The organism is Kribbella sp. NPDC004875, assembly GCF_042873375.1.
Lineage (GTDB): Bacteria > Actinomycetota > Actinomycetes > Propionibacteriales > Kribbellaceae > Kribbella.
Genome location: NZ_JBIALI010000001.1, coordinates 232,783 through 256,254, shown reverse-complemented (window position 1 = coordinate 256,254; position 23,472 = coordinate 232,783). Strand labels below are relative to the sequence as shown.

The following is a 23,472-nucleotide window of genomic DNA, read 5'->3' as shown; positions in this document are numbered from 1 at the left end:
GCAAGGCCCGATGAATTCCCGCGAAGTTGCTTGTCGACGGCAATCAGGTGCCCCGAAAACCCAAGCGAAGAGCTGGTCAGTGAATTTCGAGTCTGTCGCGTGCATTTAAGTCTCGTAAATTCTCTTGTAGGCAAAAGGTGTCACTTAAGCGGTTTTATGCAGTACCGTCTGCAATTGCAGGATGTGGAGCTGTTTTGGGGGCGCCGGATGGTGAATGATGCCGAGCGGCCGGGGGACTTCGCGGACGGCGGGATCGTGGCGCGGCTGTTGCCGATCCTGGTGGCGTTCGGGCCGCCGGTGGCGGTCAGCGGCTGGTTGTGGTCCAAGGTCCAGGAGAATGTCGCGGTCAGCGTTCTCGTGCTGATCGGCTACTGGTTCCTGGTCGCGGTCACGCGATTCGTCTTTCGGGTCAGCCGTGAGGTCGGGGATTTGTGGATTCCCCGGACGGCCGTGGCCGTCGACCGAAGGCTGAGTGCGTTCCTCAAGAGCTATCGGGGTCGCTATCTCAACCAGCTCCTGGCCAGTGTCCGTGATGTCGAGTTGCTCGGAATGGCCACCCAGGGAGAGTTCTCGCTGCAACTCCGGCACGTGTACGTCGACGTGAGCCTGGCACCGTCGGCGCTGCAGACGACAACGCACGCGCCATTCGTCGGCCCCGACACGCAAGCCGGCGAACGGCGATCGCTCGAATCGTTCCTGGGGGGCCATCAGCCCCGTGTGTTCGCGGTAATCGGCGGACCGGGTTCAGGTAAGACGACCTTGTTACGCCGGACAGTAATGACACTGGGCGAGAGCGGCCGGCACAAACGCGGCCTGCCGGTGATTCTTTACCTGCGCGACCACGTCCAGGAGATCGTCCGCAATCCCGGGGTGTCGATTCCCGAACTGATCGCGAGCGTTACCTGGTTGAAAGGCATGGTCACGGCCGACTGGTTCGAGCGTTGTCTGACGAAGGGCCGTTGCGTCGTCATGCTGGACGGTTTGGACGAGGTCGCAGTCGAGGAACAGCGGCAACTGACATCCACCTGGGTGCAGGACCAGGTCGCGCGCTATCCGGCCAATCACTTCATCCTGACGTCGCGGCCCCATGGGTATCACTCGAATCCGGTCCGCGGCGCCGACGTACTGCAGGTTCGGCGGTTCACCAGCGATCAGATCTTCAAGTTCGTGCACGGTTGGTACTACGCCATCGAGTGCCGCAGTACCGGCGAGACCGGTGAGCGAACCCGGGCGATCGCCAAGGAGCACGCCGCCGATCTTCTCCGCCGCATGCGTTTGCAGCCGGCGCTGTACGACCTGGCGGCCAACCCGATGCTGCTCACGATGATCGCCAACGTCCACAAGTACCGCGGGGCGCTGCCCGGTAGCCGGGCCGCGTTGTACGGCGAGATGTGCGACCTCCTCCTGCACCGACGCCAAGAGGCGAAGAACCTCACCGCGGGATCAGGACTGAAGGCCGAGCAACGTGCCAAGGTCGTACGCAAGCTCGCGTTGGCGATGATGACCCGCGAGGTCCGCGACGTGACGCGGGAGTCGGCGAGCGAGATCGTCGGGCCCACGCTGGCGAGGATTCCGCGCGCCGCGACGGCCGAGGTGTTCCTGGACGAGCTCACCAAGAGCGGTCTGTTCGTCGAACGCGAAGTCGGGATGTACGCGTTCGCGCATCAGACCCTGCAGGAGTACCTCGCAGCCGCGGAAATCCGCGACCATCCCGAAGCGAACGTGTTGGCGTCGATGGTCGACAAGGCCTGGTGGCGCGAGACGATCCTGCTGTGGGCGGCGAACGCGGACGCCTCGCCCGTGGTCGCGGCGTGCCTGAGGTCGGGCACGGTCAGCGCACTGGCGCTGGCTTTCGACTGCGCCGACGAAGCCCGCGAGGTCGACGTCGATCTCGTCGAACGCCTCGACGCGCTGCTGTATTCGGAGCCGGCCGCGTCCGACGCCGACGCGCATCGACGGCTGATGGCTGCGGTTCGTGCGTCGCGAAGCCTGCGCCAGACCGTGACCCTCAGCAGCGGCGCGGTGGCGTGCGCGCGGCCCTTCCCACAGTCGCTGTATCGGCTGTACGTCGACATGTCGGGCGACCCGGATGGGTCGGTCCTGAGTCCCACGGAGGACGACAACGCCGAGGCGGTCGGGGTCTCGGCCGCCGAGGTCGAGAAGGTCGTCACGTGGGTCAACAGCCTGTTCGACGACGGCACAACCTATCGGCTGCCGGTACGGCGTGAGCTCACCGACCAGCTCACCGGCGTCGTCGTCGATCTGACCCGCCGGACGGTCTGGTACGCCGAGGACCCGCCCGCGGCTCGCCCGGTGGAAGAGCACCGGTACGCCGGACCGCGCCTGTACGTGCCGAGCGGCGTCAAGCACCCGTACGTCGCGAGCGCCGACCTGCTCGCGGAAACCATCCGGCGCGACCTGCGGTCCGTCGTCGGTGTCCTTCCCTATGTGCTCAGCCTCGCACTCGAACGGGATCTGGAACGCGCACGCATCCACGACTTCAAGTCGATGCTGAACCGGCTGGACCTGCTGAACGACAGCAGGACGCCGGCGCTGGTCAAGGACGCGATCCACGTCGATCGCGCGCTGGCGCGGAGTCGCGGCGGCGACCTGTCGCAGGATCGCGACCTGCATCGGCGGGTCGAGCGCATCAGGGACCTGGCGCGTGGCCTCGCGGAGGTGACGGATTTCCCCGTCCCGCCCGCGTTGGTGCGCGAGTTCCGGCGTACCCTCCGGCGGGCGCGGGCCGTTGACGAAGCGATCGGGCAGGCGCTCGACGTCATCCTGACGCACTCGTTGGTGTCCGACGACGTGTCGATGCTTGTCCACGAATTGCAGGATCCGGCGCTGCTGCCCGCCGCCGCATCCGGCGGACGAACCGTGTTGCAGTGGGCGCCGCCGCGAATCCATCGCGACCAGTTCGAGCTCGCGGTCGTGGCGCTCAGCCTGCTGTTGTCACTCTGGGATCCGCACCGGACGAAGTACCGCCATGCACACGGCTGGCTGCAGTTCGAACGATTCCTGCTCGAGCTGTTCTCGGAGTCGATGGAATTGTCGCCGGCCATTCCCGACGAGGCCGAACCCGTCCTGCGGAAACTCCAGCCATTGTTGCTCAACGCAACGTGGGCCGGTGGGTCCACGTTCGCGGGCGCCGACTCGGGCCGAGACGAGCAGTGCTGGCGGATCTTGGCGCGGCGGGTCACGGTCGTGTCCGCGTCGATGATCGCGGCAACGGTCCAGAATCCCGGTACGCCGTACAGCAGCAGCCCGGCGATCCGCCTCGGCCTCCTCGCGGCGGCCTGTGTCGCGGACCGCTTCACCGACCCCGCGATCGCCCGAAGCCTCCGAGGTCTGCACAGCAGCCTCACCTGCCTCGACGCCCGCCGTGACGATCCCACCCTCCCCTCGGAGGTCCTGCTCCTGATGCGAACCTGACCCTGGGCTCGCGCTACAGACGGCGGCTCAGGGCATCTGCCGCGTTGCGCACCGCGATGGTCAGGGCTTTCGTACGGCGCGTGGGGAAGGTCTCCTCGTTGCCGGCAACCTGGATGGCGGCGAGGACCTCGTCGTCCGCACCGCGCACAGGTGCCGAAACCGACCGGCCACCAAGGATGCGGTCGTCCCGGGAGACTGCGAACCCGGACGCGGCGATGCCGCGCAGTTCGCGCCGGAGTGCGGCGGCCGTCACCTCGACACCGCTCGCTGTGACGAACGGCGTGACTTCGGCGATCAGGGGCTCGAGCTCATCCTCGGGCAGGTGGGCGATCAGCATCTTGCCGGCGCCGAGGTGCAGCGGAAGACGTTCCCCGACCGGCAGCGCGTAGCGCAGCGGGTCCGAGCCTTCCACGCGGGCGATGATCGCCCGATGCGCCCCGGTGCGGACGAACACCGACGACGTCAGGCCGGTCTCACTCGAGAGATCCTGGAGAACTGAACGGGCCGCGAGTGCGAGGGGGCTCGTGGTGAGGTACGCATGCGCGCCGAACAGCAGCCGGGCGCCCGCCCGGTAGTGCGTTCCGTCGTGTTCGACCCGGCCGCGCGCCTCGAGCGTCGTGAGGATGCGCAACGTCGTGGCGACATGCAGATTCGCCCGCCGCGCGAGCTCGCTCAGCCGCAGGCCGCGCGGGGCGTCCTCCAGTACTTCGAGGACGTCGATCGCCCGCTCGAGCGACCTCATGTTGCTGTTCGCCGGCCCACCCAAGGTCCCGCTCCCTCCGCCTGAACACGACCGAGTTTGTCACACGATGAAAACTCTTGTCGACCAAGGAAAGTCCTGACGAAGTCTTGACGCCGGTCATCGCGGCAGGCAACCTACCGGTGCATCAAGTGAAATGTAGTTTCATAGAATGAAAGACAGGCGTGCAATGGAGACTCTCACCGACACTCGGGCGACCGCGACGGACCCACCACCACACCAGCGGCGGCCGGCCGGGACCTGGGCGGTGCAGGCCGTGCTGGCAGCCGTCGGCGGGTACGTCGCGATCAGCGCGCGCGGCCTCGGGGTCTGGCTGCCCGAAGGACCCGGCCCCGGGTTCTTCCCGCTGGTCCTCGCCGTCGCACTGGTCCTGCTGAGTGTCGTGTGGTTCTTCCAGACGCCCCGTCTGGAGGCGGTGCCAACGGGCGACGAGCGCACGCCCTGGCGCGCAGCCGGCGTCACTCTCGCGAGCCTCGTCGTACTGGCCGTCGTGCTTCAGGTGCTCGGCTTCCAGGTCTCGCTCTGCCTGTTCCTGCTGTTCCACCTGCGGTGGATCGGCAAGGTCCGATGGCTCACCACGGTGATCGTCGCGGTGGTGGGCAGCGTCGGAACCTTCCATCTCTTCAACGACCTGCTGCTCGTGCCCCTCCCCGTGGCGACCGTGCCACCTCTGACCCTGATCGGCATCTGACCATGGACGTCCTGAACGAGCTGCTCGGCGGGTTCGCGGCCGCCCTGTCACCACAGAACCTGCTGTTCGCCCTGATCGGCTGCCTGGTGGGCACGCTCATCGGCGTCCTGCCGGGGATCGGGCCGGTGGCCGGCGTCGCGCTGCTGATCCCGCTCACGTTCAACCTCGAGCCGGCGAGCGCGATCATCATGCTCGCCGCCATCTTCTACGGCACGGCGTACGGCGGCACGATCACCAGCGTCCTGCTCAACACACCGGGCGAGGCGGCCTCGGCGATCACGACGATCGACGGCTACGAGATGACGAAACGCGGCCGCGCCGGTGTTGCCCTGACGATCGCGGCGATCGGATCCTTCGTCGGCGGCGTGATCGCCACCGTCGGCCTGGTGATCGCCGCGAAACCGCTGGGCACGCTGGGCCTCAAGGTCGGTCCGCCGGAGTTCTTCGCCCTGATGCTCGTCGGCATCTCGCTGCTCGTGGCGCTGGCCGGCAAGAGTATGGTTCGCGCCCTGATCTCCGGTGTCATCGGTCTGCTGATCGCGATGGTCGGCATCGACCCCGTCGCCGGAGCGCCGCGGCTCACCTTCGGCAGTGACCGGCTCCTCGACGGTGTCAGTTTCGTCGCCGTCATCGTCGGTCTGTTCGGCCTGTCGGAGATCCTGCTCAGTACGGCAGGCAAGAGATCCACGCACCCGCAGACCCCCGGCCTGCGTGGGCTCCTGCCCACCCGTACCGACCTGCGCCGCAGTACGCCGGCCATTGCCAGAGGCACCGGTATCGGCTTCCTCCTGGGTCTCGTCCCGGGGATGACCGGCTCGGTGTCGTCCCTGCTGTCGTACGGCGCCGAGCGCAAGTTCTCGAAGCACCGCAACGAACTGGGCAGCGGCGCCATCGAAGGTGTCGCCGGGCCCGAGACCGCGAACAACGCGCACGCCAACGGCGCCCTGATCCCGCTGTTCACCTTGGGAGTTCCGGCCTCGCCGACGATCGCCGTACTGATGGGAGCCTTTCTCCAGCAGGGGCTCACCCCTGGTCCCACGCTCTTCACGGAGCACGCCGAGATCGCGTGGGCGATCATCGCCAGCCTGTTCATCGGCAACGTGATCCTGCTGATCCTCAACGTGCCGCTCGTCCGGTTGTGGACCGCGATCCTGCGCGTCCCGCAGCCGATCCTGACCGCGCTGATCCTGCTCTTCCTCGTCGTCGGGTCCTACACCATCAACTACAGCGTCTTCGACGTCTTCGTGATGATCGGGTTCGGCGTCGTCGGCCTCGTCATGCGGCGCTTCGACATCCCGCTGGCACCCCTGGTTCTGACGCTCGTACTGGGCCCGCTCATGGAGCGTTCGCTGCGCGAGTCGCTCGACATCTCCCAGGGCAACTTCTCGATCTTCGTGACCCGCCCGCTGACCGTCGTACTGCTCGCCGTCGCTGTTCTGATCGCGATCAGCCCACTGCTGCGACTGCGCAAGCCGGCCGCGCTCGACGAGGACCCCGAGACGTGAGCCCGTCCCACCCGACCCTCTTGCCCGCACCACGTCCAAGGAGCCATCTGATGCACCGCCGTACTCTCCTCGCCGCAACCGTCGCGCTGTCCCTCGCGACCGCCCTCGCCGCCTGTGGACCGAACGCTCAAGGAGCCGATAGCACTGCGAAAGCCTGGCCCCGCAAGGGCAAACCCGTCGAGCTGATCGTTTCGTTCGCTCCGGGGGGCGCCGTCGACACTGCCGCCCGCCTGGTCGCGCCGGCTCTCGAGAAGGAGCTCGGCACCAACGTCGAGGTCGTCAACAAGCCCGGTGCCGGCGGCCAGGTCGGCTATACCTTCCTCACCAGTGCGAAGCCCGACGGCTACACCATCGGTGCGACCGGTTCCCCGTCGGTCGTGGTGTCACCGCTCGACCCGGCGCGCGGAGCGAAGTACACCCGGGAGAGCTTCCAGCCGCTCGGCATGCAGGTCATCGACCCGGCCGTGATCGGCGTCGCCCCCGACAGCCCGTACTCGAGCGTCAAGGACCTCGTCGCCGCGGCGAAGGCCAAGCCCGGCACGATCACGGTGAGCACCACCGGGCTGCAGACCGGCGAGCACTTCGCGGCCGCCGACATGGAGCAGAAGAGCGGCACGAAATTCGCGCTCGTGCACTTCTCCGATGGCGCCTCACAGGCCGTCGCCGCGTTCCTCGGTGGCCACGTCCAGGTCTACCTCGGCAGCGCCAGCGACGTCACCGACCTCGTCAAGCAGAAGAAGATCAAGCTGCTCGGCGTGATGGCCGAGGAGCGCAGCACGTTCCTGCCCGACGTACCCACCTTCAAGGAGCAGGGGTACGACGTGAAGTCGGCGACCGCCCGCGGGTACTCCGCGCCCGCCGGGCTGCCGGCCGACGTCAAGACCAAACTCGAGGCCGGCCTGAAGAAGGCCATCGAGGACCCCGAGGTGCAGCAGCGCATGACGAAGCTGGGCCTGCAGACCCACTACCTCGACGCCGCCGCCTATCAGCAGTTCTGGGGTGAGCAGGAGACCACGATCAAGTCCGTCCTGCCGCTCGTCATCAAGAAATGAAAAGGATCCCGATGCACAGCAATGTCACCATCGCAACGCCCGACGCCGCCTACGACCGCCCGCCGAACGACGTCGTCGAGCAGCTCGCCGGACTGCCCGTCGCGAACATCGGCGACGCGATGGACCGGCTCGGCGTTCTCGAGTCCCGGATCCAGGCGATCTGGCCCGGTGCCCGGCTGGCAGGTCCGGCTCTGACCGTGTGGACGCGCGCCGGGGACAACGCGGCCATTCACGAGGCGCTCGCGATCGCGCGACCCGGTGACGTCATCGTCGTCAACGGACAGGGCGACGAGAGCCGGGCGCTGATCGGCGACCTGATCGGCGCCAAGGCATTGGCCAAAGGCATCGCGGGCTTCGTCATCGACGGCGCGGCCCGGGACGCCGACACTCTCGGGGAGCTGCAGATGCCCGTGTTCGCGCGGGCCTGCACGCCGGCGGGGCCGTACAAGTTCGGGCCCGGTCGGGTCGGCGTCACCGTCGCGGTGGGCGGCGTGGCGGTGAGCCCCGGGGATGTCGTCGTCGGTGACGGCGATGGTGTCGCCGTCATCGCCCGCGACCAGGCCGTGGCCGTCGCGGCCGCCGCGCAGGCGGTCTTCGACGACGAGACCAACCGGCGCCGGGCGATCCCCGCGCCGATGGCCATCTGACGATCAAGACAGCAGAGGAACATCTCATGAAGTGCACTGTCATCGGGCTCGGCGAGGCCGGCGGTTCGTACGCCGCGGCTCTGGTCGAGGCCGGACACACCGTTGCCGGCACGGATCCCGCAGCCGTCACCACACCCGACGGCGTGACGAGGATCGACGGCATCGCGGAAGCGGTGACCGATGCCGAGATCGTGCTGGTGCTGACGAGCGCTGCCGTGGCGCCGGCCATCTGCGAGGCAGCGCTCGGCCACCTCGCACCGGGCGCGTGCTACGCGGACTTCACCTCGGCATCGCCGACCGTGATGCTGACCTTGGCGGATCGTGTCGTCGCGCAGGGCGGTGCCTTCGCCGATGTCGCGATCCTCGGACCGGTTCCCTGGCACGGCGCGCGCACCCCGCTGATGGTGAGCGGTGTCGGAGGCCCAGCGGTCGCAGAACTCCTGCGCCCGCTCGGGGCGCCCGTCGAGGTGCTCGATGAGCCCGCCGGGTCGGCGATGGCGCACAAGTTGCTGCGGAGCGTCTTCATGAAAGGCCTGGCCGCCTTGATCACCGAGGCCGTCGAGGCTGGGCGGGCGGCCGGCTACGAGACCTGGATCCGCGATCAGATCGCCGCTCAGCTGGCCGGCGACGGGCATGCGGTCGTCGACCGGCTGCTGACCGGTACGCAGACCCACGCCCGGCGCCGGGCGCAGGAGATGTACGACGCGGCTCGCTACCTGGCCGATCTCGACGTACCGGCCACGATGAGTACGGCGACGTACGAGAGCCACCGGCGCATTTCGGAGCGGGAGATCACGCCTGGTTCCGCACCGTCGGCTCGGGCTTCTTGAGGCCTCTTCTGAAGGCGTGCCAGTTCGTCTCCGAGGGTTGTGGCGGACCGGGAAGGAGTTTGCGGACGATGGTGGCGTCGGCTGCCCAGGCCGCGTCGGGTAAGTGACCGAGTACGTCGGCGTAGACCGAGCGGATGACTTCGGCCTGGGCTGACCAGGAGAAGCGGTGGCGGAGGGCAGGGTCGCCGGCGATGCGTTTGGCGATCCGGTCGCGGTCGGCGAGGACGGACAGGATCGCCTGGACCAGCCCGTCCACGTCGCCCGCGGGGTAGACGGCGCCGAGGTCGAGGTCCTTGACCAGGTCGGCCTGTGCCGGGGTGTCGCTGGTGATGATGGGCAGGCCCGCGGCGATGTACTCGCAGAACTTGTTCGTCACCGCGATGTCGTGGTTGGGCGCGTGCAGCAGTGGGCTGAGGCCGATGCTCGCCGACCGCAGGTAGAGCGGCACGACCTCGGCGGGGACGAACGGCGCCAGGTGCACGCGGTCCGCGACGCCCAGCTCGGCGGCGCGGGCCAGCAACTCGGCGGTGACCGAGTTGGCGTGCGCGACGATCGCGAGGTGGACCTCGGGAAGCTGTGGTAGCGCCTCGACGACTGTCCCGACGCCGCGGGCGCGGTTGACGCCACCGCCGTACACAACGAGCGGGATGTCGTCGGAAAGCTGCAGTACTTCGCGCAGCGTCTTCACGTCGGCGTCCGCCGGTGGCTCGACCGGGGCGTTGAGCACGACGTCGGGCAGCTTCGTCAGCTTGTGGTCGCGCTGCAGCCAGTGCGCCAGCGGTTCGGACACCGTGATGACGCGGTCGGCGTCGCGGATGAACTCGCGCTCGAGGTCGGTGTAGGCCGCGACCCGGCGCGGAGCGACCACTGGTACGCCGGGGATGTACTCGTGCGCGTCGTAGATGATCTTGATGGTGCGCCCGTCCAGCGCCGCCCGGTGTGCCGCGCGCGCCGCGATGCCGAGCATGAACACGTCGTGCACATGGATGACCTCGATCAACAGGCGATCGAGCAGCGGGCCGAGCGTCAACTCCTGGTCGACCAGCTCCGGCATCACCCGCCGCCAGCGGCCCGACGGCAGGTGGCGGTAGAGGGCGAGCAGGCGCTGGCGCCGTTTGCCGATGCCGAGGTCGTTGAGATCGACGGTCTGTTCGGCCCGCCGAGCGAAGTACATGCGGGCCTGGAGTACGGCGCGGTGCAGCCGGAGTGAACGCCAGCGCGCGGCTCGTTGCAGCCGGCCGAAGACGGATCGCTGCAGCCGGGTGAGAAGCGGACCGGGCGCGCTGCCGGTCCGTTCGCGGTCGCGCCGGTCGCGCCCGCGGTCACCGCGCAGTTCGCGGCTCGCGTACTGCCAGCGCCCGTACGCGAGCATGTACTCGTTCTCGGTGCGGAACCACGGGTTGAGGTTCGCCTTGACGTTGGCCCACCGCTTGCGCCAACCCGTGACCAATACCTTCGACGGGATGACCGGGCACAACACCTGGACCTTGCCGAACTGCCGGACGCCCCTGAGCCTGCGTCCGGGGATGCCGATGCAGGTGACGTCGAGATCCCAGTTCGCGACCGTCTGCGCGTACTTGAGCACCCGCGCGTCGCTGACGATGTCGTTGCCGGCCATCATCACGACCTTCGGCCGGATCCACGACGGCCGCCAGTCGGCCGGCACCGGGCTCGCCCGCTCGACGAACGCCTGCAGTGCTTCGGCCGACCAGCGTCCGTCGTGGACCTTCTCGACGTACGCCGGTCCACGCGCGGCGATCTCGCGGGCTCGGGCCGGGTTCGCGATCAGATCGAGGACGACCTGTTCGACCGTGTCGGGCGTCGCGTCGACGATCGGGAGTTCGAGGCCGGTGCCGGCGGCCACGCGGTCGCGGACGTGTTGCGCGATGTGGCCGACGACGATGCGGCCGGCCGCCATCGCCTCGCACGCGGCGACGCCGTAGCTGCCGATGCGGAACTGGTCGAGGACGATGTCCGCGTCGCGGTACACGGCCGGCATGTCCGCGGGGTCGACGCCCTCGACCCGGCGGTACGTGATGAGGCCCTGGTCGGCCAGTCGTTTCATGACGGGGTCGATGAGTTCGGAGCCCTTCATGGCCGACTTGCTCGGCGCGTGCGCGACCACCGGCTTCTCGTGTTCGAGCACCGGGGCGTTGCTGCGCCACGTGTCGACGTCGACGATCACCGGGCACCAGACGGCATTCGGGACGTAGTCCAGGAGGTCGGGCGTCGAGACGTACACAGTGCCCGGGTACGACGTGAACAGTTCGACCGCGCGGGTGGAATTGCGTTCGAGCAGTTCGACGGTCTCGTCGTCGAGGTCCGGGAACGGCGACCAGGGCTCGGTTTCGGCATGCCGGCTGGGGATGCGGACGTCGGAGCCGTGGGCAATCAATCCGACCTGCAGACCCTTGGTGAGCAGGTGCGGGATCTCGTAGGACCCGTCCGGTCCGTGCAGCGGGCCGAAGAGCGGCCGCGCCGCTTCGAGCAGTACGTGCGTGTAGTTGCCCACGACATGGTTGTAGAAGTTCAGCCGCCAGCGAGGGTTGCGGCGGTACGTGCGTGCCGGTACGCCGTAGTCGACCGGGTAATCGAGGATTCCCCGGAAGAAGGCGAAGGCGGTGGCCTTCGTCGTGGGTACGCGCTGCTCCAGCGCGCGAGCCCAGCGGGTGCCCTGGCCCGCGAAGTTGGCCGGGCCGACGAGCAGCCGCACAGGCGCGTCGAGCCGCGGCGGCATGCCGTCTGTGTTCCTGTCCACGTGTTGTCCCCCACGCCGTCACAAGACTGCCCAGCCCCGCGGAAGTGGGCAGGGCCGAGTCATCTCTGTACTTCGTCATGTGTCCGGTTGGCAGGGACGAGTTCTCAGACCCCCCGATCTGAGAACAGCGATCAGTCAGCTGCGTGTCCGCTCACCGGATAGCGCACTATACCGGAACGATCCGCCGTCAAGTCCAGAAAATTGCAGCTTCTGACATCGCGGAGGACGGCGTCAGCCGGCGGCGGAGACGTAGTGGGGGCGGCCGGAGGGGCGGTAGGTCTGCAGGGTGATGCCCTTGGGGAAGGTGCGGGACTCGAGGAGGTCGAGGGCCAGATCAGGGCCGTTGGCGGGGAACAGGTGAGTGCCTTGGCCGACGACGACCGGCATGACGAGCAGGGTGAGTTCGTCGACGAGGTCGTTCGCGAGAAGCCAGCGGACGAGGGCGCCGCTGCCGTGCACCTGCAGTTCGCCGTCCGAGCCGGCCTTGATGTCGCGGACGGCGGCCGCGAGGTCACCGGACAGGACTGTCGTCTCCGGCCAGCTGCCCGTGGTGAGTGTGTTCGAGGCGACGTACTTCGGTTTGCTGTTGAAGGAGTCCGCGATCGGGCCACTGCCCGGCTCCATCACGCCCCAGAACTGCGCGAACATCTCGTACGTCCGGCGCCCGAACAGGAACCCGTCGGCCCGCAGGCAGAGGTCGTTGACCCATGCCGTCGCCTCGTCGTCGAACGGCGGCAGCGCCCAGCCGTCGCGCTCGAACCCGGTGTCGCGATCCGCCTGCGACGGCCCGTTCCCCTGCATCACCCCGTCGACCGACACCTGAGTGATCGTCGTCAGCTTCATCGCACGTCTCCTTTCTTTCTGCTCACCGTTCCGCACGCCTCTTTCAAAGAGCTTTCACAGTCCTCCGCGGGTGTCCATGGCTGACCCTCCGGCTCGGTTTGATGGGTGGCGACACTTGGTGTTGGGTAATTACCTTCAGTAGCGGAACATAGGCAGTGGGTGTCGGAACCGGCTTGCGGGTCGTTGCGTCGGAGTGATTCGTGAGACGGCCCTGCTGGGCAGTGAGCGTGTGTGGAGGTGGTGCGGCGGTGTTGTTCCGGGTGCTGGGGCCGGTGGAGATCGATGGCACCGATGCGGTCAGCTACATCCGAGCCGACAAGCCCCGGGCGTTGCTCGCGCTGCTGTTGGTCAAGGCGAACACCTGGGTCGCGGTCGGCGAGATGATCGACGCGGTCTGGGCCGGGAGGACCCCTCCGGTGTCGGCCGAGCGCAACATCGGCACGTACATCTGGCAGCTCCGCAAAGCGCTCCCTCCGCTCGGTGAGCAGGGTCAGCGGATCGAGAGCCGCTCCAAGGCCTACCGGATCCGCGTGGAGGCCGGTGAGCTCGACTCCGACCGGATGCAGGCCCTGCTGGCCGCAGGCGACGAGGCATTGGCCTCGGGCGACTCCGGCACGGCGCTGAAGCACCTGGAGTCGGCACAGTCGCTCTGGCGAGGTACGCCGTACGAGGGGCTGGTCACTGATGGGCATCAGCCCGAGGTGGTACGGCTGACGGAGCTGCACTGGTCGGTGCGAGAACGGCTGGCGGACGCACTCCTCGGTACGGCGCGACTCGCCGACGCGATCGCCCTGTCCAAGAGCCTGACCACCGAGGACCCGCTGCGGGAGAAGAACTGGGCGCGGCTCGTGATGGCGTACCGGGACGCGGGACGTCGCGCCGACGCGCTGGCGACGTACCAGAAGGCCCGGACTGCTCTGGTGGACGAGCTGGGGACCGAGCCGGGTCCGGAGCTGCGCGCGCTGCAGCAGCAACTGCTGACCGACGTACCTGAAGAGCCTGCGCAACCGGAGCCTGCCAAGCCGGAGCCCACTGGACCTGGTGCGTACGTGCAGATGGTGCAGGAGGCCGCTGCTGCGCTGGCCGGCCCGCATGCGGCCGAAGCGCGCGACTGGTTCGCCGGTCGGCACGCTGAGTTCACCACCGCGATCACGCACCTGCTGGCGGCCGACGACGTGTCCAACGCGTGGTTGCTGACCAGCGCGGTTCACCAGTACCTGGAGACAGGCGGTGACATCCCCGGCTGGGGTCCGCTGGTCGCTGAGGTCGCCGCCGCGACCCGTGCCGACAAGGACTGGTACGGCGAGCTCATCACGCGCAACATCCTCGGGATCGCGCAGACCCGCTCCGGGCGGATCCACGAGGCCCGGTCCGAGTTCACCGCGGCCCTCAGCATCGCCTCCGTGCACGACGACCGGGACGCCGAGGGCACGGTGCTGGTCAACCTGGCGCTGGCCGAGGCGAGCGGCGGTGCCCGCCGGCAGGCCGCGGAGTACCTGCGGCGCGCGGTCCGGCTGCTGCCCGGGACGGCGACCGCCACGGAGGCCCGTCAGACCCTCGCCGAGCTCGGCGAGCCGGAGGACCCGGCGAGCGCGTCGGTCGCCTCGTGACGCCCGGACGACGACCGCTTCCGGACGACTCGTGGCCGGATGTATCGCCGCTGTACCGCAGCTGGACAGTCGAAAGGCACGGTTAGCCGCATGACTCGCATTGCCCGCGCGATCCGCCGCCCCGTCGCGTGGTGGACGGTCGCGGCGCTCGTCCTCGGGACCTTCGTCGGGTACTCCGCGCTCGGCCGCGGCGCCCCCGCGGTGGCGTTCCAGCAGGCGGGCCACTGGGTCTACAACGCGACCCTCGGCGCGGTCTTCCGGGTCGACGGCGGCGGCAAGAACGTCGATGCCGAGGTCCGCGGCGTCCGGACCGGAGCCGGCAGCCAGGTCGTCCAGGGCACCACCAACGGGTACGTCGTGAACTCGGACGGCGTGATCGTGTTCGGCAAGTCCGACCTGACCGTGAAGACTACGGTGCGGATCGGGATCCCGGAGGAACCGATCGGTATCGAGGCACAGTCCGGTCCCTACCTGGTGTACCGGCAGCACGGACAGATCGTCCGGCTCGGTGACCAGCAGCAGACCGTCACAGTCGGCAGCGTCGTCTCCAGTGCGATCGCTGCCGCCGACGGAGCGCTGTGGGTGCGGGATGCCAACAACTTCTGCAAGCTGGCGCCCGCGTCGACCGAGCTGGCGTGCACACTGCCCTCACAGGCCGGCGACGCCGGTGCGCTGCTCAGCGTGGGCGGCAAGCCTGCTTTCGCCAACCTGTCGAAGCGCACGCTGACACCGCTGACCGGTGACACGGCCGGCCGCGCTGTGCCGATGTCCGTGGGCGGCGCGCTGCCGACCGACTCGGTGGTCGCACAGGCCGACGTCGGCGGCCGCATCCCGATTCTGGCCGGCCAGCGACTCCTGCTCGTGGACGCCGCCGGAGCCAAGGCTGCGGAGAGCGTGACGCTGCCGCCGGGGCACTACGACTCCGTGGCCGCGACCGGTGCCGCAGTCGCCGTACTGGATGCCGGCAAGCGGGTCGTCCGGACGTTCGCTCCCGACGGCAAGCCATTGCACACCCATGAGCTCAAGAAGAAGGCCGGCAACCACAAGGGTGGTCCGCGGGTGACTGCCGGCCAGGACGGCCGGATCTACATCGACGACGAGACCGGTGAGGTCGTGACGGTCGTCGACGGTGACGGAACGGTAAGCGAGGTGGACACCGACGGCGGCAACAAGCCGGTGTCGCCGGCCGCCACGGAGAAGCCGACGCCGAGCAGCACGCCGACGCCGACCGCACCGACGCCGAGTAGTACGCCGACCTCCACGCCTCCTTCGACGCCACCTTCGCGCCGGCCGATCCTGCCGCCGATCCACGTGACGGTGGGTCCGGGGAAGCCGCGGAGTACCGAGACGGTGGCGCCGCCGGAGCACAAACCGAGGAAGACCGAGACCACCAAGCCGACGCCGCCCCCGAGCAGGCCGACCACCACGAAGCCGACGGTCACGAAACCGACCGCACCGCCGGCTGCGGCGCCGGGTGCGCCCGGAGCGGTGTCCGCCAAGCCCGGCAACGGCAAGGCGACGGTGACGTGGAACGCGGCCCGCGCCAACGGCGCCGCCATCACCAGCTACAAGGTCAGCTTCCGGATCGCGCCGGGCACCTTCGTCGTCGGTCTGCCGGAGTCCGGAACGGCGACCGTCTCCGGCGGCACCCGCAGCCACAGCTTCGGTCAGCTGCTGAACGGCGGCGGCTACATCTTCACCGTGTCCGCGACGAACCGCGTCGGGACCGGTCCGGCCGTGGACACCAAGGCCACCACGATCAACGGGAACGCCGAGCCGCCGGGTGCGCCGACAAAGGTCAGTGCGACGACCAAGCCGGATGGCTCCGTGACAGTGTCCTGGGCGTCGGCGAACACGGCGGACTACACGCTGACCGGCTTCACGGTGATCGGCTCGGACGGGTCGTCCACCGCAGCGCCGGCGTACGTGACGTCGACGACCCTGAAACCGACGCTGGGCAAGGCTGTGAGCTATCGAGTCACCGCGAAGAACAGCGCGGGCACCTCACCGCGTTCTGCCGCTACCCGGACGGTTTACCCGTACGGACCGGCCGCTGCGCCGAAGGTGACTGCGACACCGGGCAAGGGGTCGGTGTCATTGAGCTGGACCGCCCCGAACCTCGGTGGAGGTCAGCTGGTGCACTACGTGGTCTCGGTGACCGGCCAGGCGGACCGGACCGTCACAACCACCAGCACTCGCTACACCGGCCTGACTGCGATCCAGTTGACGTTCACGGTCAAGGCAATCACCCGAGAGCGCAACAACGCGAGTAGTGCGACCGCCACCGGCACAGCCGGGAGTACTACGGCCACGCCGGCCGCGAGCGCTCCGGCGTTGCCTCCGGCCAGTGCGCCGGCGGGAGCGGTACGACGTACCTCGCGGCGGCGCCGGCACGCGCGGAAGGAAGGGCAGTGGTGATGCGGGAACCGGGGCGCGGGATGGAACCGCAGCAGGCGTACGAGCTGATCTCCGCGAACATCCAGCGGGTGATCCGCGGTAAGCCGCAGGTCGTCCGGCTGGCGATCGCGACGCTGTTCGCCGGCGGTCACCTGCTGATCGAGGACCTGCCCGGGCTGGGTAAGACCAGCCTGGCCCGGAGTCTGGCACGCACTATCGGCGGCCGCTGGAGCCGCATCCAGTTCACCCCGGACCTGCTGCCCGGTGACATCACCGGCGTCGTCGTGTACGACCAGGGTCAGGGCCGCTTCGTGTTCCATCCCGGCGGCGTCTTCGCGAACATCGTGCTCGCCGACGAGGTGAACCGCGGTACGCCGAAGACGCAGTCTGCGCTGCTCGAGGTGATGGCCGAGCGGCAGGTCACCGTGGACGCCGAGACGCGCCGCGTGCCGGACCCGTTCATGGTCCTCGCGACGCAGAACCCGATCGAGATGGAAGGCACGTACCGGCTGCCCGAGGCGCAGCTGGACCGCTTCCTGCTGCGGATCGAGATCGGCTATCCGGACCATGACGCCGAGGTCGAGGTGGTCGCGCTGGACGGCGCCGGGCCGACGCCGGACGACCTCGAGCCGGTGATCGACCCCGAGACGCTGCGCGATGTCGTCGCCGCGGTCCGCTCGGTGTACGTCGACGAGGCGGTGATGGCTTACGCGGTCCGGTTGGCGGCGGCGACCCGATTGCACAGCGCGGTCCGGTACGGCGCCAGCCCACGCGGCAGCATCGCGCTGGTGCGGGCGGCGCGCGCGATCGCCGCGACCGACGGGCGTTCGTTCGTGACGCCGGACGACGTGAAGAGCATCGCCCGGCCGGTGCTCGCGCATCGCCTGGTACTGACCGCGGACGCGACACTGGCCCGGCGTACGGCGGAGAGCGTGGTGGACGACGTACTCGAAGACACTCCGGCGCCGGGCAACCCGGTGCGGCGCGATCTCAAGCGGGCTCTTGGCGTCGTGCCATGAGGACCCGGCTCACTCTGCGAGCCTGGGGTCTGCTGGTCGGCTCGGTCGCGCTGCTAGTTGCCGGCCAGTTGCTCGGTTATCCGATGCTACGAGTGCTGGCGGGAGCTGGTCTCGCAGCGGTGCTGATCAGTGTGCTGACCGTGGTGCGGCGTCCAAAGGTGACTGTCGAGCGCGTGTTGTATCCGGAGCGCGTCGAATGCGGTCAGCCCGCGTTGGCGCGGCTGATGGTGCGGAACGAGTCCACACGCCGGCAGCCTGCGTTCGTTGCCGCCGACACCGCTGGCCCGCATCAGTCCGAGGTGTCAGTGACAGCGCTGGCGCCGAACGGCATTGCGACGTACCACTACGAGCTGCCGACAGCACGGCGTGGACCACTGCTCGTCGGGCCGTTGCTGTTGCGCCGCTCCGATTCGTTCGGGTTGGTGTCGTGCCAGGTGTCCATCGGCGAGGCAGCGACACTCCTCGTCCACCCGAAGCGGTACGCCGCTCGTACGGCGACCGGCATCCGGCAGCGGCACCACTTCGAGGGGCCGGTGTCCGCCGGTCCCTTGCGCGGCTCGATCGACCTGCGGCGATTGCGGGAGTACGTGCCCGGTGACGAGGTCCGGCACGTGCACTGGAAGGCCTCCGCGCGAGCAGGCCGGTTGATGGTGCGCGAGTACGTCGATCCGGACCAGCCGCGACTGCAGGTGCTTCTGGACACACGGACGACCGCCCTGACACCGGACCAGTTCGACACGGCCGTTTCGGTGGCGGCGTCGATCATGGTGGTCGCTGCGCAGTCCGGTCAGCGTCTTCGACTCACCACGCCCTGCGGTACGGATCACGACGTACAGTCCGTCAGCGATCTGCTCGATGAGCTCGCCAGAGTGGAGCAGTCGTCCGAAACGACCAGCCTGCTGGAGTCGCTGCCGATGGGACGTGACGGTGGCGCACTGGTCGTGTTGACCGGTGACACTGCCGGTCTGGCCGAGGTACCGAACCTCAGGTCGAGCTATCGACCGGTGGTGTGCGTCGACCTGACCCATGACGACCCTTCGCTGCACACGGCTGCCGGAGTGCACGTCGTCCACGCTGACAGCGCACAGAGTGCGGTCGACGCCTGGAACGCCGTACCAGCATGAGTCGGCGGCTACCGATCCTCGGAGTACTCGCTGCCGCAGTGGTCGCGGGCCTGCTCTTCGCGCCGCTCTTCGGTACGTCGGCTGTGCTGCTGCCGATGCTCGCTGTCGCCGTTGTCGTGTACTTGGTGGAAGAAGCAGTTCTGCGTCGTCCACAGCTCGCTCGGTTGCGCGTGCCGTTGACGCTGGTCGGTGGAGTCGTCGGACTGCTCGCGGTGATCCCTGGTGCGGCACGGCGACCGATGTCCTTGTGGGAGGCAGTCACCTCCGGATGGCGTCGTACTCTCGAGTCGACGTGGCCGGCCAGTCCTTCGGCTGACCTGGTGGCGTTTGTGCCGTTGCTGGTGCTGCTGGCCTGTTTGGTCGGTGCGCGAGTGCTGCAGCGCTCTCGGCTGCTGGCGGTGCTCCCAGCGCTCGTAGTGGCCGGACTGTCTCAGGCCTACGTCACGGTCAGCGGAGTTGACGCAGTACTGGCCGGGCTGGCTCTTGCTGGTTGCTTCGCGCTTGTGCTGCTGCAGTGGCCAGGTGACCGAGCTGCCTGCGCCCGTCTGGTTGCTGCGCTCGGGGCGATGGGTGTTGGCGCGTCGACGCTCGGACTGGCGTTGCCGACGCCTGCAGCGGTACATCTGGCGAAGCCGAGTCCGCCTGACTCGCCAACCGTGCTGAGCAATCCGCTGACCGAGATAGCCGAGCGGCTGCACTCACCGGACACGGTGGTGTTCACTGCGCGCGCTGACGGTCCAGTGGATCGCTGGCCGGTGATTGCCTTGGACAACTTCGACGGAGTGACCTGGACGACCACACCGAAGTTCCAGCGTCTCGGCCGGGAACTGTCGCTCGATTCACACGTGACAGTGCCGGTACTGCGCCAGTCTGCGGACGTTGCGCTGGCGGACTGGTCACTGCCGTGGTTGCCCAGTCAGACGCGGACGCTGTCCGTTGTGGACGACGTACCGTTGCTGGTCGACCCGACGTCCGGGGCGTTGCTGTCCGAGCAGCAGCGACCGTCGCAGTACCGCGTCAACTGGGCCGAGCCCGTTGTCGACACGGACGCACTGGCCTCTGCGGGTGTCGACTCGGATCTGAGCACCGGCGCCGACCTCGGCGAAGTACCGGTCGGGATCGACGACCTGGCGCGACAGATCGCCGGCGACGTGCGGCCGTCGTTCCAACTGGCGCTGGTGCTCGAGAAATACCTGCGCACGAACTACAAGCTCGCCACCGGCGAGAACCTCCCGACCGGCCACGGCTACGCGCAGCTCAACCACTTCCTCCTGAAGAGCAAACGCGGTACGTCGGAACAGTTCGCGGCGTCGTACGTCGTGATGGCTCGGCTGCTCGGACTACCGGCGCGACTCGTGGTCGGTTTCAAGCAGCCGGACGAACCGAGCCCGGACGGCACGTACGTGATTCGCAACCGCGACGTGCTCGCCTGGCCCGAGGTCGCCGTGCGAGGCGTCGGGTGGGTCCCGCTGGACCCGACCGGGACGGCGGCGTCGAAGGCGGGCGGGGGCGGTCTGGCGGGTGCGGCGGAGGCCGTGCGGAAACAGTTGCCCTCGACAAAGGAGATCGAGCGCGAGCATCAGTCCGAGCCGACGTTGCCGGCGACCGAGCCCAAGACGGCACATCACTGGCCGGGCTGGGGTGCGCTCGTCGCGGTGGCCGGCGTTGTCGTCGTACTGCTGCTGTTGTGGATCGTCGGCGTACCCCTGGCCAAGGCGGTACGCCGTCGGCGGCGCAGGCGGAACGGGACGATGGGGGCTTGGGCCGAGGCGCGTGACCTGCTGCGGGACCACGGGATGCGCGTGACGCCGGCTGCGACCGCGCGGGACCTGGCGCGCGAGTCGGACGGGCCGGTGTCGCAGGCGATGACGTTGCTGGCCGGGTGCCTGGACCGGGCGCTGTGGTCCGGTCAGGACTCGGACCCGGATCGCGAGTTCGCGTGGTCCGCCGTACGGAAGGCTCGGCGCGGGCTGGCCGAGGGACGGTTGTCGCAGCGGATCCGAACCACCTTCAGCGCCCGCAGTCTGATCGGCTGAGTCAGCGTCGCCGGCATTGGGCGTCGCGGATGGGGCGGGCCTCGGTCTCCGTCTTGTTGACGCCGTCGGTGGCTTGGATCGCGAAGCAGTACTGAATCCCCGGCACCACTGCGACGCGGTACTTGGTCTGCTTGTAGACCAGCTTCGTATTCGCCGGCTGCCCCGCCTGCGCCACGACAACGGCGTAGTTCACGTCCGAAGGCCCGCTCCACGTCAGATCGACATACGTGCTGTGATCAGCGGGCGGGTTGAGTCTGACCACCAACGCCGGCGCAGAGGACTGCACTGGTGTCTGCCCGGCGATAGGCGGTTCGTCGGTCTGCCCCTTGTGGTTGACCAGAGCAAGCGCTGTGATGACTGCGGCTGCCACGACGACGCCTCCTGCCGCGAGCAACCAGTTGCGGCGCTTGCCCTCCGATTGAGCAGGCGCCGGCACTCGAGAAGGAGCCGGCGACTGGACCGGTGCCGGGGTCGCGGCCGCAGGTGGTACGACGGCGGGCGGGGCTTGTGCAGGAGCAACAGGCTGACCCGCCGCAGGTTGAGCCGTCGGCGCCACAGGAGGGCCTGCAGGTGGGGTTGCCGGCGGCCACGACTGCAGATGTTTGCGGGACAGCCGAGCAGGACGGGGCAGTTGAGGTGTCGCCTCTGCTGGTGGCTCTGACTTCTTCGCCGACGTGGACGCGGGCGCGGCAACCGGGCGAACCGCCGGGATGGGAGGGACGGTCAGCCCAGCGAGCGACGTTGCGACGGCCTCGGCGGACGGGCGCTTCTCGGGGACCTTCTCGAGCAACCGAGCGATCAGATCCGCGAACGCGTCCGGCAGTACGTCGAGACGCGCGGGCGGCTCATTGAGTACCCGGAGGATGTGTTCCCCGGCGGTCTCACCCATCTGTGCCGCCAGCGGAGGCTTCCCGCTGATCGCAGCGTGCAGAACAGCGCCCAGCGCATACAGGTCAGATGCGGCGGTGAGCGTCCCGTCCCGCAGTGTCTCCGGCGCGACGTACAGCTGGCTCGGCGAGTTCAGCGCGGCGTGCCCGGTGTGCTGTCCGAGCCCGAGTGTCAGCGCAGACAGCTGCGGACGTCCGTCCGGCAGCAACACAACCGCGCCAGGTGTCAGACCACCGTGAATCAACCCCGCCGAGTGAAGCGCAGCTAGCCCCTCTGCCAACTGCCGACCGAGTACCGCGAGCTCAGCAGGTGACTGCAACTGGTCACGCATCTGCTCTGTGAGCGTCCCGGCGTCCGACGTGCTGATCAGGTACGGGTAGCCGTCAGCAAGACCAGACTCCAGTACCGGCGCGACATGCGGATGGTTGACGCCCTGCAGCGCTTTCACCTGCTTGTGGAACGCGGCTGCGGTACCTGGGTCGACGCGCACCGGGTAGACCAGCGCACTGACCGCAGTCCCTTGCCGCAGGCCCCTGTACACCCGCGGGATGCCGGACCGGACCAGGACGAGGTCCGTACAACCCGGGAGGGCCGGGACGGAGTCAGGACCTGTCGTGTCTGTCACCTGTCCATCTTCCCGTGTGAACAGGTCGTCCGCCGCGACACCGGCTGCTGTTGCCACACCCTGGCCGCATGCTGCAAGAGCCGTCCAGCCCCGCGCGGGGCTGCCACCGTGAAGACCATGACCACACTGATCTTCCCGATCGGCCATTGCCTCGGTCCGTACTACTCGGGCTCCGCGGACACCCATGTCCAGCAGGTCCGGCTCGGCGGAGAGATCGTCGAACTGACCGACGAGGACTTCGCGGTCTGGTCGATCGCGCACGGCCTGACCGCCCCGCCGCACACCTCCTGGAGCCGCGCCACGGTCGTCGCCTTCTCGGCCGGTGGCGGGATCGAGGACGCCGAGGCGGTTGTCGATCGGTTGTTGGCCAGGCAGCTTCTCGCTGAAGTCGACGCAGACAACGCAGTCGACTTCGCAGCAGGTCACCGGCTGCTGCCGCTGCACCTCGGGCTGGGGAACGCTTCGCAGGATGACGCGATGTTCAGATCGGGTACTACTGAGCTGGCACTCGCCGGTATGACCCGGACGCTCTACGACCTGTGGTTTTGGGCTCACCTGTCGCCCAACCTCCTGGCTGCCTGCACGGAGCACGAGGTCGACCTCACCGCCGTGTTGACCACTCTGCACGCGTTGCTGGCCCCCAGCGCGACGTGTCTCGACCTCGCGGAACAGGAGTACCGGTCATGAGTACCGCGATCTTTCCCGTCGGCCACGGCGCCGGCCCGCTCGCGTCCGCGGACTCGGTGCACCACGTGATCCGCGTCGGCCGTACGACGGAGCAGCTGAGCGAACCAGAGCTCGGCGTGTGGGTACTCGCGCACCGCGCCACTGGCGTCCCCGATCTGCTGACCGCATGCCTCGAGGCCGATATCGACGACGCCAAGCGGCGGCTGGACGCGTTGCTGAGTCGTGGCCTGCTGGTCACGGCAGATGACGCGGCCGGCTTTGCGGAGCGGTACAGGTTGATGCCGCTCTTCCTCGGACTCGGCAACCGTCCCGAGGCACCGGACCTCTTCGCCATCGGCGTACCCGGGCTGGAACCGCTGGCAGCCGTCGGTGCGACGACCTACGAGTTGTGGCAGTGGGGCTGGGTAGCGCCGTCGCTGTGGGCGCACTGTGAGGTGCTGGCGACGATTGCCGAGCAGACCGAGGACGGGCCGGGCACGCCGGGTGCCCAGCTCGACCTCGTGCTCGGCGGGGTGTCCGAGCTGCTCGCCGGATTCGTCGCCGCCCTCGACCCAGTCTCATGACC

At 68.6% G+C, this 23,472-nt stretch carries 17 protein-coding genes; 13 read left to right on the top strand and 4 right to left on the bottom strand.

The genetic code is table 11. The features are described 5' to 3' along the window. The first annotated feature begins 99 nt into the window (after positions 1 to 99). Positions 100 to 3,435, top strand: a complete 3,336-nt coding sequence (locus tag ACFYRH_RS01220) for an NACHT domain-containing protein (protein ID WP_387766174.1) — start codon at positions 100 to 102, stop codon at positions 3,433 to 3,435. A gap of 13 nt (positions 3,436 to 3,448) precedes the next feature. Here the strand turns inward: ACFYRH_RS01220 and ACFYRH_RS01215 are convergent, their stop codons facing one another. Further along, a complete protein-coding gene (locus ACFYRH_RS01215; protein WP_387766171.1) occupies positions 3,449 to 4,177 on the bottom strand; it encodes an IclR family transcriptional regulator in 729 nt (242 codons plus the stop codon). Between the two features lie 169 nt (positions 4,178 to 4,346). Here ACFYRH_RS01215 and ACFYRH_RS01210 point away from each other — a divergent pair, with 169 nt between their 5' ends. The 5 genes from ACFYRH_RS01210 to ACFYRH_RS01190 are packed head-to-tail and all read left to right on the top strand — an operon-like array spanning position 4,347 to position 8,920. Continuing rightward, entirely contained in the window at positions 4,347 to 4,886 is a 540-nt protein-coding gene (locus ACFYRH_RS01210) for a tripartite tricarboxylate transporter TctB family protein (protein WP_387766168.1), read from the top strand. A gap of 2 nt (positions 4,887 to 4,888) precedes the next feature. Beyond that, positions 4,889 to 6,391 carry a tripartite tricarboxylate transporter permease gene (locus ACFYRH_RS01205; protein WP_387766165.1) on the top strand — a complete coding sequence of 501 codons (1,503 nt, stop codon included), beginning with the start codon at positions 4,889 to 4,891 and terminating at the stop codon, positions 6,389 to 6,391. Positions 6,392 to 6,441: 50 nt separating this feature from the next. Continuing rightward, entirely contained in the window at positions 6,442 to 7,443 is a 1,002-nt protein-coding gene (locus tag ACFYRH_RS01200; RefSeq protein WP_387766163.1) for a tripartite tricarboxylate transporter substrate binding protein, read from the top strand. A gap of 11 nt (positions 7,444 to 7,454) precedes the next feature. After that, complete coding sequence (locus ACFYRH_RS01195) at positions 7,455 to 8,090, top strand: methyltransferase (RefSeq protein ID WP_387766160.1); 636 nt, start codon at positions 7,455 to 7,457, stop codon at positions 8,088 to 8,090. A gap of 26 nt (positions 8,091 to 8,116) precedes the next feature. After that, positions 8,117 to 8,920, top strand: coding sequence for a DUF1932 domain-containing protein (locus ACFYRH_RS01190; protein ID WP_387766157.1), 804 nt, complete (start codon positions 8,117 to 8,119; stop codon positions 8,918 to 8,920). On the opposite strand, the gene ACFYRH_RS01185 is transcribed toward ACFYRH_RS01190, so the two are convergent. Continuing rightward, entirely contained in the window at positions 8,883 to 11,678 is a 2,796-nt protein-coding gene (locus ACFYRH_RS01185; RefSeq protein ID WP_387766154.1) for a glycosyltransferase, read from the bottom strand. The genes ACFYRH_RS01190 and ACFYRH_RS01185 overlap by 38 nt on opposite strands. Positions 11,679 to 11,909: 231 nt before the next feature. Beyond that, positions 11,910 to 12,521, bottom strand: a complete 612-nt coding sequence (locus ACFYRH_RS01180; protein WP_387766151.1) for a dihydrofolate reductase family protein — start codon at positions 12,519 to 12,521, stop codon at positions 11,910 to 11,912. Positions 12,522 to 12,769: 248 nt separating this feature from the next. Between ACFYRH_RS01180 and ACFYRH_RS01175 the strand changes: the two genes are divergently transcribed. The 5 genes from ACFYRH_RS01175 to ACFYRH_RS01155 all read left to right on the top strand — a co-directional run bounded on the left by ACFYRH_RS01175 (position 12,770) and on the right by ACFYRH_RS01155 (position 20,707). Then, positions 12,770 to 14,131, top strand: coding sequence for a BTAD domain-containing putative transcriptional regulator (locus ACFYRH_RS01175; RefSeq protein ID WP_387766148.1), 1,362 nt, complete (start codon positions 12,770 to 12,772; stop codon positions 14,129 to 14,131). A 90-nt stretch (positions 14,132 to 14,221) separates the two neighbouring features. After that, positions 14,222 to 16,549 (top strand): fibronectin type III domain-containing protein, encoded by a 2,328-nt coding sequence (locus ACFYRH_RS01170; protein ID WP_387766145.1) that lies wholly within the window; start codon positions 14,222 to 14,224, stop codon positions 16,547 to 16,549. Then, the gene (locus tag ACFYRH_RS01165) at positions 16,549 to 17,547 is read left to right on the top strand and encodes an AAA family ATPase (RefSeq protein ID WP_387766142.1); all 999 of its coding nucleotides are present in this window, start codon (positions 16,549 to 16,551) and stop codon (positions 17,545 to 17,547) included. Before ACFYRH_RS01170 ends, ACFYRH_RS01165 begins: the two co-directional genes overlap by 1 nt. Next, the gene (locus ACFYRH_RS01160) at positions 17,544 to 18,671 is read left to right on the top strand and encodes a DUF58 domain-containing protein (RefSeq protein ID WP_387766139.1); all 1,128 of its coding nucleotides are present in this window, start codon (positions 17,544 to 17,546) and stop codon (positions 18,669 to 18,671) included. Before ACFYRH_RS01165 ends, ACFYRH_RS01160 begins: the two co-directional genes overlap by 4 nt. Continuing rightward, positions 18,668 to 20,707: a transglutaminaseTgpA domain-containing protein gene (locus tag ACFYRH_RS01155; RefSeq protein WP_387766136.1), complete on the top strand. Its 2,040-nt coding sequence runs from the start codon at positions 18,668 to 18,670 to the stop codon at positions 20,705 to 20,707. Before ACFYRH_RS01160 ends, ACFYRH_RS01155 begins: the two co-directional genes overlap by 4 nt. A 1-nt stretch (position 20,708) precedes the next feature. Here the strand turns inward: ACFYRH_RS01155 and ACFYRH_RS01150 are convergent, their stop codons facing one another. Next, on the bottom strand, positions 20,709 to 22,220 hold the full coding sequence (locus ACFYRH_RS01150; RefSeq protein ID WP_387766133.1) for a serine/threonine-protein kinase: 1,512 nt from the start codon (positions 22,218 to 22,220) through the stop codon (positions 20,709 to 20,711). Positions 22,221 to 22,337: 117 nt separating this feature from the next. On the opposite strand from ACFYRH_RS01150, the gene ACFYRH_RS01145 reads away from it, so the two are divergent. Next, entirely contained in the window at positions 22,338 to 22,907 is a 570-nt protein-coding gene (locus ACFYRH_RS01145; RefSeq protein WP_387766130.1) for a hypothetical protein, read from the top strand. Then, positions 22,904 to 23,470 carry a hypothetical protein gene (locus tag ACFYRH_RS01140; protein WP_387766127.1) on the top strand — a complete coding sequence of 189 codons (567 nt, stop codon included), beginning with the start codon at positions 22,904 to 22,906 and terminating at the stop codon, positions 23,468 to 23,470. The genes ACFYRH_RS01145 and ACFYRH_RS01140 overlap by 4 nt, the downstream gene beginning before the upstream one ends. Positions 23,471 to 23,472 lie beyond the last annotated feature (2 nt).